Source organism: Mycobacterium sp. B14F4 (assembly GCF_039871645.1).
In the GTDB taxonomy this organism is placed as follows: domain Bacteria; phylum Actinomycetota; class Actinomycetes; order Mycobacteriales; family Mycobacteriaceae; genus Mycobacterium.
In genome coordinates this window covers 579,147-596,490 of the sequence record NZ_JBDPMF010000002.1, presented here as the reverse complement: position 1 = coordinate 596,490, position 17,344 = coordinate 579,147, and the positions used below count along the sequence as shown (strand labels likewise).

Annotated in this window: 21 protein-coding genes; 8 read left to right on the top strand and 13 right to left on the bottom strand. The window is 66.6% G+C overall.

What is annotated here, in order from left to right; all coding sequences use genetic code 11:
* Window positions 1–8: 8 nt before the first annotated feature.
* From ABGB19_RS08135 to ABGB19_RS08095, 9 genes are all read right to left on the bottom strand, one after another.
* Complete coding sequence (locus tag ABGB19_RS08135) at window positions 9–839, bottom strand: SDR family oxidoreductase (RefSeq protein ID WP_347685664.1); 831 nt, start codon at window positions 837–839, stop codon at window positions 9–11.
* Window positions 840–864: 25 nt separating this feature from the next.
* Entirely contained in the window at window positions 865–1,299 is a 435-nt protein-coding gene (locus tag ABGB19_RS08130; protein ID WP_347685354.1) for a ketosteroid isomerase family protein, read from the bottom strand.
* Window positions 1,300–1,305: 6 nt separating this feature from the next.
* A complete protein-coding gene (locus ABGB19_RS08125; RefSeq protein WP_347685353.1) occupies window positions 1,306–2,433 on the bottom strand; it encodes an NDMA-dependent alcohol dehydrogenase in 1,128 nt (375 codons plus the stop codon).
* 94 nt (window positions 2,434–2,527) lie between these two features.
* Window positions 2,528–3,082, bottom strand: coding sequence for a nuclear transport factor 2 family protein (locus ABGB19_RS08120; protein WP_347685352.1), 555 nt, complete (start codon window positions 3,080–3,082; stop codon window positions 2,528–2,530).
* Window positions 3,083–3,093: 11 nt separating this feature from the next.
* Window positions 3,094–3,297, bottom strand: coding sequence for a ferredoxin (locus ABGB19_RS08115; protein WP_347685351.1), 204 nt, complete (start codon window positions 3,295–3,297; stop codon window positions 3,094–3,096).
* 8 nt (window positions 3,298–3,305) lie between these two features.
* Window positions 3,306–4,658 (bottom strand): cytochrome P450, encoded by a 1,353-nt coding sequence (locus tag ABGB19_RS08110; RefSeq protein WP_347685350.1) that lies wholly within the window; start codon window positions 4,656–4,658, stop codon window positions 3,306–3,308.
* Window positions 4,655–5,482 (bottom strand): SDR family oxidoreductase, encoded by an 828-nt coding sequence (locus tag ABGB19_RS08105; RefSeq protein WP_347685349.1) that lies wholly within the window; start codon window positions 5,480–5,482, stop codon window positions 4,655–4,657. The genes ABGB19_RS08110 and ABGB19_RS08105 overlap by 4 nt, the downstream gene beginning before the upstream one ends.
* A gap of 10 nt (window positions 5,483–5,492) precedes the next feature.
* Window positions 5,493–6,707 carry a cytochrome P450 gene (locus ABGB19_RS08100; RefSeq protein WP_347685348.1) on the bottom strand — a complete coding sequence of 405 codons (1,215 nt, stop codon included), beginning with the start codon at window positions 6,705–6,707 and terminating at the stop codon, window positions 5,493–5,495.
* A gap of 77 nt (window positions 6,708–6,784) precedes the next feature.
* Window positions 6,785–7,393: a TetR/AcrR family transcriptional regulator gene (locus ABGB19_RS08095; RefSeq protein ID WP_347685347.1), complete on the bottom strand. Its 609-nt coding sequence runs from the start codon at window positions 7,391–7,393 to the stop codon at window positions 6,785–6,787.
* Between the two features lie 140 nt (window positions 7,394–7,533).
* Here ABGB19_RS08095 and ABGB19_RS08090 point away from each other — a divergent pair, with 140 nt between their 5' ends.
* The 7 genes from ABGB19_RS08090 to ABGB19_RS08060 all read left to right on the top strand — a co-directional run bounded on the left by ABGB19_RS08090 (window position 7,534) and on the right by ABGB19_RS08060 (window position 13,145).
* Entirely contained in the window at window positions 7,534–9,000 is a 1,467-nt protein-coding gene (locus tag ABGB19_RS08090) for an aldehyde dehydrogenase (RefSeq protein ID WP_347685346.1), read from the top strand.
* A gap of 88 nt (window positions 9,001–9,088) precedes the next feature.
* Window positions 9,089–9,850, top strand: coding sequence for an SDR family oxidoreductase (locus tag ABGB19_RS08085; protein WP_347685345.1), 762 nt, complete (start codon window positions 9,089–9,091; stop codon window positions 9,848–9,850).
* A 31-nt stretch (window positions 9,851–9,881) separates the two neighbouring features.
* Window positions 9,882–10,730, top strand: coding sequence for an NAD(P)-dependent oxidoreductase (locus tag ABGB19_RS08080; RefSeq protein ID WP_347685344.1), 849 nt, complete (start codon window positions 9,882–9,884; stop codon window positions 10,728–10,730).
* 5 nt (window positions 10,731–10,735) lie between these two features.
* Window positions 10,736–11,188, top strand: a complete 453-nt coding sequence (locus ABGB19_RS08075; RefSeq protein WP_347685343.1) for a carboxymuconolactone decarboxylase family protein — start codon at window positions 10,736–10,738, stop codon at window positions 11,186–11,188.
* Window positions 11,178–12,404: a hypothetical protein gene (locus ABGB19_RS08070; RefSeq protein WP_347685342.1), complete on the top strand. Its 1,227-nt coding sequence runs from the start codon at window positions 11,178–11,180 to the stop codon at window positions 12,402–12,404. Before ABGB19_RS08075 ends, ABGB19_RS08070 begins: the two co-directional genes overlap by 11 nt.
* Before the next feature lie 43 nt (window positions 12,405–12,447).
* Entirely contained in the window at window positions 12,448–12,888 is a 441-nt protein-coding gene (locus ABGB19_RS08065; RefSeq protein WP_347685341.1) for a hypothetical protein, read from the top strand.
* A gap of 8 nt (window positions 12,889–12,896) precedes the next feature.
* A complete protein-coding gene (locus ABGB19_RS08060) occupies window positions 12,897–13,145 on the top strand; it encodes a hypothetical protein (protein ID WP_347685340.1) in 249 nt (82 codons plus the stop codon).
* A gap of 6 nt (window positions 13,146–13,151) precedes the next feature.
* Here the strand turns inward: ABGB19_RS08060 and ABGB19_RS08055 are convergent, their stop codons facing one another.
* The 4 genes from ABGB19_RS08055 to ABGB19_RS08040 are packed head-to-tail and all read right to left on the bottom strand — an operon-like array spanning window position 13,152 to window position 15,993.
* On the bottom strand, window positions 13,152–13,598 hold the full coding sequence (locus tag ABGB19_RS08055; protein WP_347685339.1) for a hypothetical protein: 447 nt from the start codon (window positions 13,596–13,598) through the stop codon (window positions 13,152–13,154).
* On the bottom strand, window positions 13,564–14,112 hold the full coding sequence (locus tag ABGB19_RS08050; RefSeq protein ID WP_347685338.1) for an EspA/EspE family type VII secretion system effector: 549 nt from the start codon (window positions 14,110–14,112) through the stop codon (window positions 13,564–13,566). The genes ABGB19_RS08055 and ABGB19_RS08050 overlap by 35 nt, the downstream gene beginning before the upstream one ends.
* A gap of 20 nt (window positions 14,113–14,132) precedes the next feature.
* Window positions 14,133–14,750 (bottom strand): TetR/AcrR family transcriptional regulator, encoded by a 618-nt coding sequence (locus tag ABGB19_RS08045; protein WP_347685337.1) that lies wholly within the window; start codon window positions 14,748–14,750, stop codon window positions 14,133–14,135.
* Between the two features lie 13 nt (window positions 14,751–14,763).
* On the bottom strand, window positions 14,764–15,993 hold the full coding sequence (locus ABGB19_RS08040) for a cytochrome P450 (RefSeq protein WP_347685336.1): 1,230 nt from the start codon (window positions 15,991–15,993) through the stop codon (window positions 14,764–14,766).
* Between the two features lie 73 nt (window positions 15,994–16,066).
* Between ABGB19_RS08040 and purD the strand changes: the two genes are divergently transcribed.
* Window positions 16,067–17,335 (top strand): phosphoribosylamine--glycine ligase, encoded by a 1,269-nt coding sequence (gene purD, locus ABGB19_RS08035; protein WP_347685335.1) that lies wholly within the window; start codon window positions 16,067–16,069, stop codon window positions 17,333–17,335.
* Window positions 17,336–17,344 lie beyond the last annotated feature (9 nt).

Below are 17,344 nucleotides of genomic sequence, written 5' to 3'. Positions count from 1 at the left end.
GTGGGGTGTCAGCCCCCGGTCAGCTTCTCGTGGATCTCGGCGACCGACCACGGAGGCGAGTCGTGGTGGTCGCGATAGGCCACGATGGCCGGTGTCGGCCGGTCGAAGCGGCCGACGAACCCGCCCGCGGCGATGAAGATCTGCCCGGTGACGTCCTCGGCCTGATCGCTGACGAGGTACGCGTAGGTCGGCGCGACGTATTCCGGGGGTGGGGCGTCCAGCGCCGCCTCCATGCTGACGTCGTCGAGCAGGCCGCGGCGGTTCAGCTCGGCGATGTGCTCCTCGTACTCCGACCCGGTCGACAACCGCGTCTTCGCGCCGGGGCACACGACATTGGCGCGCACGCCGTACTCCTTCAGTTCGGCGGCGATCGCCAGGGTGAGGCCGTTGACCCCACCCTTGCCTGCCGGGTAGCCGGTGCCGCCGTAGTCGCCGAGGAACGCGAACGAACTGGTGTTGACGATCGCGCCGCCGCCCTGGGCGACCATCCTCGGCGCCGCCGCGCGGCACGTCTCGAACGTCGTCAGCAGATGGGCCCCGAGCAGGTCGCGGAACAGGTCGCTCGTGACGTTGAGAATGGACTCGCGCGCCAGCCCCGGAGTGCCCGCGCAGTTGACGAGGATGTCGACGCTGCCGAACTCGCCCACACAGCGATCGATGAGCGCGTCGGCGGTCGCCGGGTCGGCGGGCGAGCCGGCCATGCCGACCGCATTCGGAATGCGTTGCGCCGCTTGGCTTACCGCGTCCCGGTCACGGCTGTTGACGACGACGCCCGCACCCTGCTCGGCGAGCAGTTCGGCCACCGCCAGCCCGACGCCGCGGGTGCCCCCGACGACCACCGCGCCGCGGCCGCTGAGCGGGGTGCTACTCGGCACCGCCAGCCTGGCCGAACTCCATCATGTCCATGTTCCAGTACCCGCGCAGGTTGGTCAGTAGGCCGGCGTCGTCGGTCTTGTAGCTGAACACGCCCCGCACCGTGCTGACCATGCCGTTGTCGAACTTGCTGCGCAGCACCAGAATATGGGCCACTTCGTGCGGTGAGCTCGACGGGAACGTCTCCTCGCACGTGATCCGCAGATCGTTGGAGGCGATGTTGGCGTCGTAGAACCCCGACACCGCCTCCTTGCCCCTGATGCCGGTGCCGTCGGGGTTGGTGAACGACTGACCGATCGGATCCTCGATGACGACATCGTCGGCCATGAGGGCCAGCCAGCCGTCCTTGTCGTGGGCGTGCACGCAGCGCCACGAGTTGTGAGAGGCGGCCAGAGCCGGTGTCGTCTGGGCGGTTTCCTGCGACATGGCGGCTTATCGGTCGTCGTCGGTGTAGCGGATGACCCCGCGGATGTTGCGGCCCTCGAGCATGTCCTTGTAGCCGTCGTTGATCTGCTCCAGCTTGTACTGCCGGGTGACCATGTCGTCGAGGTTGAGCTTGCCCGCCTGGTACATCGACAGCAGCTGCGGAATGTCGTAGTGCGGGTTGCCGCCGCCGAAGATGGTGCCCTGCAGCCGCTTCTGCATCAACGTGAGCATCGCCAGGTTGAGGTTCACCTGGGTGTCGAGCAGGCTGCCGATGGCGGTCAGCACGCAGGTGCCGCCCTTGGCGGTCAGGTTCATGTAGTTGTCGACGTCCTGGCCGTGCAGTTCGCCGACCGTGACGATCACCTTGTGGGCCATCAGGCCCCAGGTGACCTCCCCGATGCCGGCCATCGCGGACTCGAAATCCGGGTACGCATGCGTGGCACCGAACTTCAGCGCCTGGTCGCGCTTCCACTCGACGGGGTCGATCGCGAAGATGCGCCGCGCACCGGCGCTCACGGCCCCCTGCAGCGCACCCATGCCGACGCCGCCGACGCCGACGATCGCGACGTCCTCGCCGGGCCGGACGTCACCGCTGCGCACCGCCGAGCCGTAGCCGGTGGTGACGCCGCAGCCGACCAGGCAGGCGACCTCGAACGGGATCGACGGGTCGATCTTCACCACCGAGCTCTTGTGCACCACCATGTACGGCGAGAATGTGCCCAGCAGCGTCATCGGGAAGACGGGCTGTCCCTTGGCGTGGATGCGGTGGGTGCCGTCGGAGACGGCCGTGCCGCCGAGCAGTCCGGCGCCGAGGTCGCACAGGTTGCGCATCCCCGCCTGACACGACGGACAGCGGCCACACGAGGGGATGAACGAGAGCACCACGTGATCGCCCGGCGCGAGGTCCTCGACACCCGGGCCGACCTCGGTCACGATGCCGGCGCCCTCGTGGCCGCCGAGCACCGGGAAGCCGGCCATCGGGATGCCGCCGGTGACCAGATGGTGGTCGGAGTGGCACATCCCCGACGCTTCCATCTGGATCTTCACCTCGTCTTTGACGGGGTCCCCGATCTCGATCTCCTCGATCGACCACGGCTGGTTGAACTCCCAGATGAGAGCGCCTTTTGTCTTCATCGATAGGTGCCTTCCACTAGAGCTGGTGACCACAGACTAGAGGGAGTAGTTACGTGCGTCACACTCACCCCAATCAACTGCTTGGCCGGGGCGCTCACCAGATCGGCGACGGCGCCTGGCCGAGCGGGTAGTAGCCCGGTAGTTTCTCACCGGCCAGCGATCGCTCGATGCGTTTCTGCATGCCCTCGCTCAGGTCGCCGGACTCGATGAGCTTGCCGAACATGTACGACACGTGGCCGAAGTCGAAGAAGTCGCGCTGCCACTCGATCTTCAGCTCCCCGTCTTCGTCGGTCAGCCGGAACCAGCTGCCGCCGATGCCGTAGATCTCGTCGCGGGTGCCGTCGGACTTGTTGACGATCTGCTTCCAGAATCCGACGATCTCGCCCTGCTTGTCGTCGACGAGCACCTTCTGGTACTCGTAGGCCCAGTTCTCCAGGCCCTCCATCTCCAAGCCCAGTGCGACGTCGCGGATTTCGTCCTTCCCGACGCACATGACGTCCTCCTTCGGCCCGATGTTCCAGCCGTAGGTCGCATCATCGGTGTAGAACTCGGCCAACGGCTTCCAGTCGCCGTTGCGCTCACATTCGCGGTTGGTCTCCAGCCACTGCTCGACCCATTTGTCGAGCGCTTCGCGGGGTAGTGACGGCATTGTCTACTCTCCTATTTTTCCTTGATGGCCAATGCTTGGGTAGGGCACATGTCGACCGCGTTCTGGATCTCGTCGCGGGCGTCGTCCGGCGGTTCGGGGTCGAGGATCTCGACCTTGCCGCGTCTGGGCACCCTGAAGTAGTCGGGTGCCTCGACCTCGCACATCGCGTGCCCCTGGCAGAGGTCCAGATCGACTTCGACGCGGAAGCAGCCCATCTGATCGCCTACTTCGTCCGTCTGCGGTAGCGGGCCTTCGCCGGTCGCTGCAGCTGGACCACCATCTTGGAGTGATCGTTGCGGTAGGAGTCGGCCGGTTGGGCCATCTCGAACTCGTACTCGCGCAACAGGACCGAGAAGATCGCCTTGATCTGCATCTGCGCGAACGCCGCACCGACGCAGCGGTGCCTGCCTGCGCCGAACGGAATCCACGTCCACCGGTTGACGATGTCGGCCTGCTCGGGCTTGTTGTAGCGGTCCGGGTTGAACGCGTCCGGGTCCGGGAAGTCCTCGGGGATGCGGTTGGAGATGGCGGGGGAGGCGGCGACGAAGTCGCCCTTGTGGATCGGGAAGCCCTCGACCTCGAATTCGCCCTGGGCGACGCGCATCAGGATGATCAGCGGCGGGTGCAGCCGCAGCGTCTCCTTGACGACGTTGTCCAGCTTCGGGATCTGGCGCAGCGCATGGAAACTCACTTCCTGGCCGTCGGCGTAGAGCTCGTCGAGTTCGTTGCGCACCTCGGAGTAGACGTCGGGGTGGCGGATCAACTCGATCAGCGTCCACGCCGACGTGCCGGAGCTGGTGTGGTGACCGGCGAACATGAGCGAGATGAACATGCCGGTGACCTCGTCGGCCGAGAACCGGTGCTTGCCGTCCTCGTCCTTGATCGACACCAGCACGTCGAGCATGTCGCGGTCGGCCTTGTCCTTCGGCGGGTTCGCCAGCCGCTGGTCCATGATCTCCTGCACCAGCGCAACGAGTTTCACGCGTGCCTCGTCGCGCAGCCGGAAGCTCTCGATGGGCAGGTAGGGATCGACGTAGCACAGCGGGTCGGTGCCGCGCTCGAGCTGGTGGTAGTACGCGGCGAAGCGGTGGTCGAGTTGCTCGCGGAACTTCAGCCCGATCAGGCACGCGGTCGAGGTGTAGATCGTCAGCTCGGCGAAGAAGTCGAGCAGCTCGATCTCACCTTCGTCACCCCAGTCGGCGATCATCTTCTTGACTTCGCCCTCGATGGTGACGGCGTGGCCCTTCATGTGCTCACCGCGCAACGCCGAGTTGTGCAGCATCTCCTTGCGCCGCTCGGGGCTGGCGTCGAACACCACGCCCTTGCCGAAGATCGGCGTCATGAACGGGTATGCCTCGGCCTGGTCGAGATCCTCGTCGGCGGACCGGAAGAAGAACTCGTTGGCCTGCGCACCCGACAGCAGGATCACGTGCTTGTCGACGAGCTGGAACCAGCCGACGTCGCCACATTCCTCGCGGACCCGCTTCATCAGCCCGATCGGGTCGGTGCGGAACTCCTCGAGATGTCCGTGTTCTTCCTCGCCGCCGGAGACCCGGGGCACGATCTCGGTGGTCATGAGTTCAGGTTCTCCTCGTTGAGCTTCAGCTGCTTTCGGTCCGCGGGGGCGGTGGCCAACGGAGCTTCGGGCTGCAGTTCCATGTTGGCGACGAACCCACCGCGCGGCGTCTCCGCCACGAAGGTGATGGCGCGGGCCAGATCCGAGGCGCGCAGGAAATAGTCGTGCCGCGCCTGGCCCCACTTGGCCCAGTCCTCCAGCGCCGGACCGATCTTCTCGGCAGGCAGGCTCCAGCCCATGCTGGTCTTGGTCGGGCCGGGATGCACGATCGAGGCGCGCACACCGGTTCCTTCGAGTTCCATCTGGAAGTTGTTGACCATGGCGACCAGCGCCGCCTTGGCCGCACCGTAGGCGCCCATGTGCGGGCGTTGGCGCAGCGCCACATCGGAGCCCACGAAGATCAGATCGCCCCGCTGACGCTCGAGCATGCCGGGCAGCACCGCGGAGGCCAACCGAAAGGCGCCGACCAGGTGGATCTGCAGCTGCGACTCGAACTCGTCGCCTGCGATCTCGGCGAGCTTGCCGAAGTAGGTATCGCCCGCACCGGCGACCAGCACCTCGATGTCGCCGAGCGCCTCGACCGACTGTGCGACAAACGATTTGACCGAATTGGGGTCGGTTACGTCGAGGTGGAACCCGACCGCCTCCCCGCCGTCGGCGTTGATCTTGCCGACGATGTCGGTGAGTTTCTCGACGCGGCGCGCGCCGAGCGCGACCGGGAAGCCGTGCGCTGCCATCTCGATGGCGGTGGCCTCGCCGATTCCGGACGAGGCGCCGGCGATGATTACCGGTCGGCGTTCGGGCAGGGGTTCGAAACGGGGCATGTGCCGGCCTTCAGCGGGTTTGCAGGGTGATGGGAAGGTGAGCGAATCCGCGGACATTGCTCGAGTGGACGAGGACGGCGTTGGCCTCGTCGACCTCGTATCCGCGGATTCGCTTGAACAATTCGGTCAGCGCGACCCTGGCCTCCATGCGCGCCAGATGGGCGCCGAGGCAGAAGTGCGCGCCGCTACCGAAACTCATGAGCTTCGAGCCGATTTCGCGGCCGATGACGAAGTCGTCGGGGTTGTCGAACACGCGCTCGTCGCGGTGCGCGGACCCGGGCAGCAACAGGACGACGTCTCCGTCGGGGATGGTGGTGTCATAGAGCGTCAGCTCCCCGGCGACGGTGCGCGCCAGAATCTGGCTGGAGGTGTCGTAGCGCAGCGTCTCCTCGACCCACAGCGGCACCCGCTCCAGATCGGCATAGACGGGCACCAGCTGGTCTGGGTTCCTGTGTCCCCAGAAGGCCGCGTTGGCAAGCAGTTTGGTGGTGGTCTCGTTGCCGGCGATCACCATCAGGAACATGAAGCCCAGGATCTCGTCGTCGGTCAGCCGGTCGCCGTCGATCTCGGCCTCGAGCAGCGCTGTGGTGAGGTCGTCGGTCTTCTTCCTGCGGCGTTCGGCGACCATCTCCTGGTAGTAGACGATCAGGTTGATGGAGGCCTCGACCGCTGCGGGCGGCACGTCGGTCACGCCCTCGTCGCGGTGCATCACCCCGTCGGCCCATGCCCGGACCTGGGTGCGGTCCTTCTCGGGCACGCCCATCAGCTCGGAGATGACGTCCATCGGCAGCTTGCCCGCGAATTCGTCGACGTAGTCGACGGTGTCGGCAGGAGACGAGGCGGCCTTCTCCATCATGGTGTCGAGGTGCCGAACGGCGATCTCGGTGACACGCGGCTCCAGCTCGCGGATGCGACGCGGCGTGAACCCCTTGGAGACAAGCGTTCTCAGCCGTAGGTGAGCGGGATCGTCCATCGCCAGGAACGACATGGTCTTGGACGCGTGCGGGCCCCTCGAGGCCGGGTCCAGCGATACGCCGAACTTGTTGGACAACGTGGTGCTGTTGCGGAAGCCCTGCAGCACGTCCTGATGGCGCGACAGCGCCCAGAAGCCGAGTTCCTCGTTGTGATAGAGCGGCGCCTCGTCGCGCAACCGCTTGTAATACGGATACGGGTCTTCGTGGAAGTCGTAGTCGTACGGATCGAGAACTATGTCGCTCACGGTCAACGGACCCGTCTCCTCTTGCGTCTGCTCATTTGTCCTCTCCGAGGCTTCTGCTCATTTGTCCTCTCCGAGACGTCTGCTCATTTGTCCTCTCCGAGGACGAGGCCGACCACATAGCTGAGCCGGTCGGCGATCTGGTGGTAGGTGAAGGCGCCGCTGCCGGCGTTGACCAGCGCGCCGAAGTACGTCATCTCCAGGGCCGACAACGTCCGCGGATCGGCATCCGGACCGAGTGCCGACCGGATGCGGCGGTGGATCTCGGCGCCGATGCGCTCGCGCACGGTCCGGACCGCGGGATCGTTACCGCTCAGCAGGGCCGTCGTGCACGCGGCCGCGACCTCCGGTTCGTCGGCGACCATCAGCGCCATGCTGCGCAGCGCCTTCTCGACGCGGACGCCCCGACTGTCGTTGACGTCGGTGAAGTACGGCACCTGGCGCATCAGGTCGAGGTAGATCTCGGCGATCAGGTGATTCTTCGACGAGAAGTACGTGTACGCCGTCGCGGGTGCGACCTTGGCCCTCGCCGCGACCGCACGCACCGTCAGGTCGGCGTACGACGACTCGCGCAGCATCTCCAGTCCGGCGCCGAGGACCTTGCGGAAGGTCTCCTCCTGGCGACGGTTGCGCGGCGTCTCACCTGCGGATGCAGGCGCGTGGCCTGTGATCGCAACCACGGGTTCGCTGGACACATGTCCAAGTTATCCGACAGCGGTATGGATAGGCAAGTGTGCAGGTGGAAGGTCGGTGCTTGCCAGTCGTGTCAGTTGAGGTCTAAGGTTCGTCTCAAGTATTTCGGACAGTTGTCCAGCAATGGTGGAACGGAGTGCACATGGCGGTGCTGACCAATCGCGAGAGTCAGCTGCTCATCGACGGCAAGCTCGTCTCGGGCGGCGGGGGGACGTTCCAGACCGTCAACCCCGCGACCGAGGAGGTGCTCGGCGTCGCCGCCGACGCGACCCCCGATGACATGGGCCGCGCCATCGACGCGGCGCGCCGCGCCTTCGATGAAACGGACTGGTCGACCAACACCCAGTTGCGCGTGCGGTGCATCCGCCAGCTGCAGCGGGTGCTGCGCGACAACCTGGAAGAGTTGCGGGAGATCACCATCGCCGAGGTCGGCGCGCCGCGGATGCTGACCTCGGCGGCCCAGCTCGAGGGGCCGGTCGAGGACCTGACCTTCTGCGCCGACACCGCCGAGTCGTATCGGTGGGTCACCGATCTCGGCATCGCCTCGCCGATGGGTATCAAGACCGAGCGCAGGATCGCCCGCGAGGCGGTCGGTGTCGTCGGCGCCATCACGCCGTGGAACTTCCCGCACCAGATCAACCTGGCCAAGATCGGACCCGCCCTCGCTGCGGGTAACACCGTCGTGCTTAAGCCCGCCCCGGACACGCCGTGGTGTGCGGCCGCCATCGGCGAGCTGATCGCCGAGCACACCGACATCCCGCCGGGAGTGGTCAACATCGTCACCTCCAGTGACCACGGTGTCGGCGCGATGCTGTCGAAAGACCCGCGGGTGGACATGGTGTCGTTCACGGGGTCGACGGCCACCGGACGAGCCGTGATGGCCGACGGCGCCGCGACGATCAAGCGGGTGTTCCTGGAACTGGGTGGCAAGTCGGCGTTCCTGGTGCTCGACGACGCCGATCTGGCGGGTGCCTGCGCGATGTCGGCGTTCACCGCATCGATGCACGCCGGTCAGGGGTGCGCGATCACGACGCGGTTGGTGGTGCCCCGCGCCCGCTACGACGAAGCCGTCGAGGCGGCCGCCGCGACCATGGCCGGCCTCAAGCCGGGTGACCCGCAGGACGCCGGAACCATCTGCGGGCCGGTGATTTCCACGCGGCAGCGCGACCGCGTGCAGGGCTATCTGGATTCGGCCGTCGACGAGGGCGGAACGTTCGCGTGCGGCGGCGGCCGTCCGGCCGACCGCGACACCGGGTTCTTCATCGAGCCCACCGTGATCGCGGGCCTGGACAACAACGCCAAGGTCGCCCGCGAGGAGATCTTCGGCCCGGTGCTGACCGTGATCGCCCACGACGGCGACGACGACGCCGTGCGCATCGCCAACGACTCGCCGTACGGGTTGAGCGGCACGGTGTTCTCCGCCGACGAGGAGCGCGCCAACCGGATCGCCGCCCGCATGCGCGTGGGCACGGTCAACATCAACGGCGGCATCTGGTACTCCGCCGACGTGCCGTTCGGCGGATACAAGCAGTCGGGCCTCGGCCGGGAGATGGGTCTGGCCGGTTTCGAGGAGTACCTGGAGACCAAGGCCATCGCCACCGCACGATGACCACCACTTCGCCGAGTGTGGGGTTGTGACACGTCGGACCGGGAAAACCGTGACACAACCCCACGCTCGGCAACCAGAAAGGAACACAATGGGGCAGTTCGACACTGACTTCCACAACAAGATAGCGATCGTCACCGGCGCCGGGGGCGGGATCGGTCAGGCCTACGCCGAGGCGCTGGCCCGTGAGGGCGCGGCCGTCGTCGTCGCCGACATCAACACCGAGGGCGCCCAGAAGGTCGCCGACGGCATCAAGGGCGAAGGCGGCAACGCACTGGCCGTACGGGTCGACGTGTCCGACCCCGACTCGGCCAAGGAGATGGCGGCGCAGACGCTTTCGGAGTTCGGCGGCATCGACTACCTGGTGAACAACGCCGCGATCTTCGGCGGCATGAAGCTGGACTTCCTGATCACCGTCGACTGGGACTACTACAAGAAGTTCATGAGCGTGAACATGGACGGTGCGCTGGTGTGCACCCGCGCGGTGTACAAGAAGATGGCCAAGCGCGGGGGCGGGGCGATCGTCAACCAGTCCTCGACCGCGGCGTGGCTGTACTCGAACTTCTACGGACTGGCCAAGGTCGGGATCAACGGCCTGACCCAGCAGTTGGCCACCGAACTCGGCGGGCAGAACATCCGCATCAACGCGATCGCGCCCGGCCCGATCGACACCGAAGCCAACCGCACCACCACCCCTCAGGAGATGGTGGCCGACATCGTGAAGGGAATCCCGTTGTCGCGCATGGGACAACCGGAGGACCTGGTCGGGATGTGCCTGTTCCTGCTGTCGGACCAGGCGAAGTGGATCACCGGGCAGATCTTCAATGTCGACGGCGGACAGATCATCCGCTGATGAGCGCTTGCGCGAAGAGGAGAAGGCGCTGATGAGTGACATCAAGCTCGGCTACATCGGCCTCGGCAACCAGGGCACCCCGATGGCCAAGCGGCTGGTGGAGTGGCCGGGCGGCCTGATCGTCTTCGATGTCCGCACCGACGCAATGACACCGCTCGCCGAAGCGGGGGCGACGCTGGCCGACAGCGTGGCCGACGTGGCGACCGCCGACGTCATCAGCGTGACCGTGCTCAACGACGCGCAGGTCCGTGAAGTGGTCGGTGAGCTTGCCGCGCACGCCAAACCGGGTACCGTCATCGCGATCCACTCGACGATCGAGCCCGAGACGGCGGGCGAGCTGGCAGAGCAGCTGCGCTCAAAGGGAATTCACATCGTCGATGCCCCGGTCAGTGGTGGTGCCGGTGCGGCCGAGAAGGGCGAACTCGCCGTCATGGTGGGCGCCGACGACGAGGCCTTCGCCAAGGTGAAGCCGGTCTTCAAACAATGGGCCTCGTTGGTGGTCCGCGCCGGCGAGCCCGGCGCGGGCACCCGGATGAAGCTGGCCCGCAACATGCTGACCTTCACCGGATTCGCCGCTGCCTGCGAAGCGCAGAAGCTGGCGGAGGCGGCGGGCATCGATCTGCAGAAGCTCGGGCGAGTGGTGCGGCACAGTGACGCGCAGAGCGGCGGCCCCGGCGCGATCATGTACCGCGACGACACCAAACCGCTCACCCCGGAACACTTCCTGCACGACATGTTCGTCCACACCCGTGGACTCGGCGAGAAGGACCTGCGGTTGGCGTTGGCGCTCGGGGAGGCGAACGATGTCGAGCTTCCCCTCGCCGAGGTCGCTCTGCAGAACCTGGCGGCCGGACTCGGCGTGCCACACGCGAAGGAGTAACGCTCATGGACGAATTGCGCCGCAAGGGCCTCGAGAAGATGAACGAAGTCTACGGCTGGGAGATGCCGGACATGCCGGGCGAGTACTTCGCGCTGACGGCCGACCACCTGTTCGGCACCATCTGGACACGGCCAGGCCTGTCGATGCGCGACAAGCGGATCATGACGCTGACCGTGGTGACGGCGCTCGGCATCTCGGACCTGGCCGAGATCCAGGCCAACGCCGCGCTGGCCAACGAAGAGATCACCGAGGATGAGCTCAAGGAGATGGCGATCTTCCTCACCCACTACCTCGGCTTCCCGCTCGGCTCGAAGCTCGACGGGGTGGCCACCAAAGTGATCAACAATCGCAGGAAGGCCGCCGAGAAGGGCTTAGGGGGGGATACGGCGGAGGAAAGACGAGCGAACGTCAACGCCGCCGTGCAGATGCACTCCGGGGGCAAGATTCATGACAAGTAGGTACGCCGCGCTCTCCCGCGAGGAACTGGCCACGCTGGTTCCCGAGCTGCTGCTGATCGGTCAGCTGATCGACCGATCTGGAATGGCCTGGTGCATCAGTAATTTCGGTCGTACGGAGATGCTCCAGATCGCGATCGAGGAGTGGATGGGCGCCAGCCCGATCTACACCAGGCGTATGCAGAAGGCGTTGAAATACGAAGGCGTCGACGTCATCACGATCTTCAAGGGCCTGCAACTCGACATCGGTGCGCCGCCGCAGTTCATGGACTTCCGTTACACCGTGCACGACCGCTGGCACGGTGAGTTCCACCTCGACCATTGCGGGGCCCTGCTGGACGTCGAACCGATGGGCGACGAGTACGTCCGCGGGATGTGCCACGACATCGAGGACCCGACGTTCGACGCGACGGCTGTCGCGACGAATCGCAAGGCGCAGATCCGCCCGATCCACCGCCCGCCGCGCACCCCGGCCGACCGGCACCCGCACTGTGCGTGGACGGTCATCATCGACGAGTCCTATCCGGAGGTCGAGGATCACCCGGTGCTCGAGGTGGTCGGCCGAAGCCGCGCCGCCAGAACGGAGCTGGACCCGATCGACCCGGCCGACGAGGGTCAGGCGGACTATTCGGGTGCCTTGCTCTCGGACCTCGACTTCGCGGCGTTCTCGCATTCAGCGCTGGTGCGGATGGCCGACGAGATCTGCCTGCAGATGCACCTGCTGAACCTGTCATTCGTCATCGCCGTGGGCAAGCGCGCCGGCACGAACACCGAACTGGCGGTGGAGATCTGCACCAAGCAGCTGATCGGCTTGGCCGGTATCGCCGCCGAACGGATTCACCGCGCGATGAAATTGCCGGGCAGGATCGAGGGTGCGCTGCGGACGCTGGAACTGCATCCGATGCTGAACCCGGTTGCGTATGTGGACGCGGAGTTCGGCCCGGACGTCGTGCACGTCCGACGGTCGCCGGCCCACGAGGACGGCGCCTGGGTGTCGCTGATGACGCCTGACGAACTGCGCCCGCTGCAGGCGGCGGTGCGCGCCGTCGATCCGCATTTGGACGTGGAAGTCTCCGGTGGGCCCGAGGACTGGACGGCTCGCGTGGTCGAAACCGACACGGAAGCCAAGGAATTCTCCGAGGTGTCGGTGACGAAGGTCAGCGGCGGGGCGGCCTGGGTGTTCGAGGACCGCAAGTCGCTGCCGCTCACCGTGCTCTGAATTGGTGCGCTCGGCGGTCGCGCCGCTCGCTTAGGGTTTAGCCATGGTGTCTACCCCGCTCGTTCGGCGGATGGCCGCATTGTCGCTTGCGGCCTTCGTGGCCGCGTTGCCAGCCGGTTGCTCAACTCCCGAACACGGGTCTGCACCGACATCGGAGACAACTGCGGCAGCCGAAGGCATCGAGCTGTCGCGGCTGTCCGAACTCCGGGACGACATGCCGCCGGGATTCGTTCCTTTCGATGCCGAGGTCAAGAAGTTGCACCACGCCTACGTTGCGAGCGTGGGTTCGGTGGTGTCCAAGGGAAAGGCGTACTGGGTCGACCCCCCGCAGTGCAGCACGCTACTGAAGCCCGTCAACGGTGTGGCCGGCTCGGACTCGATCGGATTTCTTGCCGACGGGCCGCAGGATCAGTCAATCGGGGTGGGAGCCTATGCGCCGTTGACGTCCCGGCTGATATCCCGGCGACGGCGTGCGATCGGATGACCTACTCGGTGCCAGACGATCGCCGGCCCTACGCCGGCTCGGTCGAGCGGATCGAGGCGCCGGCCATCGTCGGCGCTACCACCCTGGCGCTGAGGTCCACGATCGACGGGTTTGCCGACCCGGAGTACTTCTATGCAGCCATCATCGACAACAGCGTGTACGTCAGCGTCCAGGCCCGCGTCGTCCCCGATTTCGAGGCGCAACCCCTGCTCCCCGGCTTGCTCGTCGAAGCCGTCAGCGTCATCAAGGGTCGGTAACGGGCGTCAGAACGGCCGACCCAGATACGGATTTGGAATCAAAAGTCCTGAACGAGGCCATAATTCGATCATGTTGCTGGGGACCATCAAACCTGGATCGACTATTTCCAGCTCGCTCAGATCGACGGGCGCTTCGGGGGTGCGGGGTTGATAGCCGGGGTGTTCCGGGTCCGGCACCCAGGCGCCCGAGCCAGGTATGAGTTCCATTTGCCAATGCCGGCCCGGCGCCCCTGGCCCGCGGTACTCAATGTCATTGAGGTCGAGTGGAGCCTTCGGAGGCTTCGGACGGTAGGTGGGACTACCGGGGTCGGGCACCCAAACCCCTGATCCGGGAACCAGTTCCATCATGCCCGGCCTGCCAGGTGCTCCTGGCGCCAGGAATTCGATGTCGGCGAGATCGAGTGTCGTCTCGGGCAGCTCAGCCTTGTCTTCGTCGTCCCCCTGAAAGTTCACCGGCTCGACGGTTCCGTCCGACTTCGGGGGAAGCGATCTCGTCGTACTCGGCCCCGAGCGCCCGGATCCGGCCGGCGATGGCGGCGAGATCGCCGTTCGACCGCTGCAGGATCTCGGCGACCTCGCCGGCGCCCTTGCTGATGACCGGCCACAGCATCCGCTCGCCGAGTGCGGTGTTCGGAACCGTCGCGGCGGCGTCGACCACCCATTGCCTGACAGCCTCGAGATCCCGTCGGCCGGCCGACACCACCGCCGCGGAGCGGTCGACTTCGGCCTTGAGCCGTTGATCCAGGTTCGCCATCGAGCCGAGCGCGCGACTCTGTCGCTGATTCGCCTCGGCGTAGGTATCCGACGCCGTACCGGTCCAGCCCTTCGGCGCGGCCGCTTCGACATCGCCTTGCAGCCGACGCAACTGCGCGCTCTGGTCGAGGCCGTCACCGCCGTGCGGGACCCCTTCGCCGAACGTGGCGCGCGCGTGATCCCACGTCGTCAGAAACGCATTCAGCACACCCACGCTGAGGAGTCTAAGCCCGGTCAGCTCGAGGGGTTGGCGGCAATTTTCGGCGCCACCGCGGCCCCCACCCAACGGCGGAGGTAGTTGCGCAACTCGGTCCCGCGGCGCGGTGGACGGCCGGGATCGATGATGAACGACTGGATGATCCGCAGCAGGTGCTCGGCCAACTCGTCGACGTCGCCGTCGGCGAATCCGAGGGCCGCCCAGTCCATGTCGAACCGGCGCAGCATCGAATTGGCGAACTGCAGCGCCACATCCGAGGTGACGGTCTGACTGAACGCGCTGGCCCTGCCGGGCATGAGCAGCAGCCCCATGTGCTTGTCGCGAGGCAGCCACTCCAGCGCGGTCGCGATGCCCTCGGCGACCGCCGCCTCCGGATCGGTGACACCGGCCAGGTGCTCGGCCAGCCGATCGAGGAAGCCGGTCGCGGCGCGCTGGGCCGACGCCTGCAGCAGCGCGTCGGTGCTCGGGAAGTACCGGTAGACCGTCTGGCGGGTCACGCCCAGGGTGCGGGCGACGTCGGTGATCGAGAAGTCCGCGCCGCGGGCGTCGATGGCCCGGCCCGCGGCATCGAGAATCCGGGCGACGGCCTCCTCGTCGGTGGCCGGCGCCGATCCGGCCCAGCCGTGAGTGCGCACGGCGAAATCCTACTCAGCCGCGATAGGAGACCTGCAGGTCCTTGACGCCGTTGATCCAGCCCGACCGGAGCCGCTGCGGCTCGGCGAGTTTGGCGATGTCAGGGATCTGGTCGGCGATCTCGTTGAAGATCAGCTTGATCTCCATGCGGGCCAGGTTCGCGCCGATGCAGAAGTGGGCGCCGTTGCCCCCGAAGCCGAGGTGCGGGTTCGGGTCGCGCAGGATGTTGAAGTCGAACGGCCGGTCGAAGACCGAGTCGTCGTAATTCGCCGAACTGTAGAACAGCCCGGCGCGCTGTCCCTCCCGGACCGTCACGCCGCCGAGTTCGTTGTCGCGCAACGCCGTTCGCTGGAAGCAGTGCACCGGCGTGGCCCACCGCACGATCTCCTCGACGGCGGTCGCCGGCCGTTCGCGCTTGAACAGTTCCCACTGCTCGGGGTTGTCGAAGAACGCGTTCATCCCGTGTGTCATCGCGTTACGGGTGGTCTCGTTGCCCGCCACCGCGAGCAGAATGACGAAGAACGCGAACTCGACGTCCTCCATCGACTCACCCTCGAGGTCGGCCTGCACCAGCCGCGTGACGATGTCGTCCGCCGGGCGTTGGCGACGTTCCTCGGCCATCATGTACGCGTAGCCCATCAGCTCGGCGTTCGCGGCGGCGTAGTCGGTTTCGTAATCCGGGTCGTCGGTGTTCATGATCGCGTTGGTCCATCCGAACAACTTCTCGCGATCGGCCTCGGGCACACCGATCAGGTCGGCGATGGCCAGCAGCGGCAACGGCATCGCAACGTCATCAACAAAATTGCCGAAGTTTCGTTCCCTTGCCGCGGCCACGATCTCGCGGGCGGCGACCGCCAGCTTCTCCTCCAGAGTGGCCACCGCCCGCGGGGTGAACAACCGCGACACGATCTTGCGTAGCCGCGTGTGCTCAGGGGCGTCGTGGTTGATCAGCAGCGCCTTGGTCAGCTCCAGCTGGTCCGTGGTGGTGCCCTCGGGCAGCCGCATGACGACGCCCTTGCGGTTGGTCGACCACAGGCCGCCGTCACGGGAGATCGCCTTGATGTCCTCGTGCCTGCTGATCACCCAGTAGCCACCGTCGCCGAAGATCGACTCGGGTTGTTCGTTCCACCAGACGGGCGCGGTCTTGCGTAGCTCGGCGAACTCGGCGACCGGGATGCCATTCAGCAGTACCTCGGGGTCGGTGAAGTCGTAGCCCGGGCCGAAGGGACATGTGCTCTGCGTCATACATCAGACCATACAGTGTCTTGTCAAGTGTATGGCCGAGCAGGTTTGCCACCAAGGTTTAGGGTGGGCAGTTGTGCGAGTCCTGGTGATCGGATCCGGAGCCCGTGAACACGCTCTGCTGTTGGCGCTGCGCCGTGATCCCGAGGTCGAGTCGCTGGCCGTCGCGCCGGGCAACGCAGGCACCGCGGCCGTCGCCGATCAGTACGACGTCGACATCACCTCCGGGGAGGCCGTCACGAAGTTGGCACAGCGCATCGCCGCCGATCTGGTGGTGATCGGGCCCGAGGTGCCGCTGGTGCTCGGGGTGGCCGACGCGGTGCGCGACGCCGGGATCGCCTGCTTCGGGCCGAGCAAGGAGGCGGCGCGGATCGAGGGCTCGAAGTCCTTCGCCAAGGACGTGATGATGGCGGCGGGAGTGCGCACCGCCACGAGCGAGATCGTCGACAACCCCGCCCACCTCGACGCCGCGCTGGATCGGTTCGGGCCGTCGGCCGGGGATCCGGCGTGGGTGGTGAAGGACGACGGCCTGGCCGCCGGCAAGGGCGTCGTGGTCACCGCCGACCGCGATGCCGCGCGGTCTCACGCGGCGGGTCTGCTCGACTCCGGCCATCCGGTGCTGCTCGAGTCGTTCCTCGACGGTCCCGAGGTGTCGCTGTTCTGTGTCGTCGACGGCGAGACCGTGGTGCCCCTGCTGGCCGCTCAGGACTTCAAGCGCGTCGGCGACAACGACACCGGCCCCAACACCGGCGGGATGGGCGCGTACACCCCGCTGCCATGGCTACCCGAGGAGGTCGTCACCGGGATCGTCGACGACATCGTCAAACCTGTTGCCGCCGAATTGGTTGCGCGGGGGTGCCCGTTCTCCGGCCTGCTGTACGCCGGGCTGGCGATCACGTCGCGGGGACCGGCGGTGGTCGAATTCAACTGCCGGTTCGGCGATCCCGAGACGCAGTCGGTGCTGGCACTGCTCGAGACGCCGCTGGGACAACTGCTGTACGCCGCGGCGATCGGGGACCTCGCGGGCGAGGAACCGTTGCGCTGGCGTGACGGGGCGGCCGTGACCGTCGTGCTGGCGGCGGAGAACTATCCCGGACGACCGCGGGTCGGCGACGTCATCACCGGATCGGAGGCCGACGGGGTGCTGCACGCGGGCACCGCACGGCGCGACGACGGCGCGATCGTGTCCTCGGGTGGACGCGTGCTGTCGGTAGTCGGCGTCGGCGCCGATCTGTCCGCGGCCCGTGAGGGCGCCTATCGGCTGATCAAGTCGATTCGCCTGCCGGGCAGTCACTTTCGCACCGACATCGGGTTGGCCGCGGCCGAGGGCCGCATCACCGTCTAGGTGTCTGCT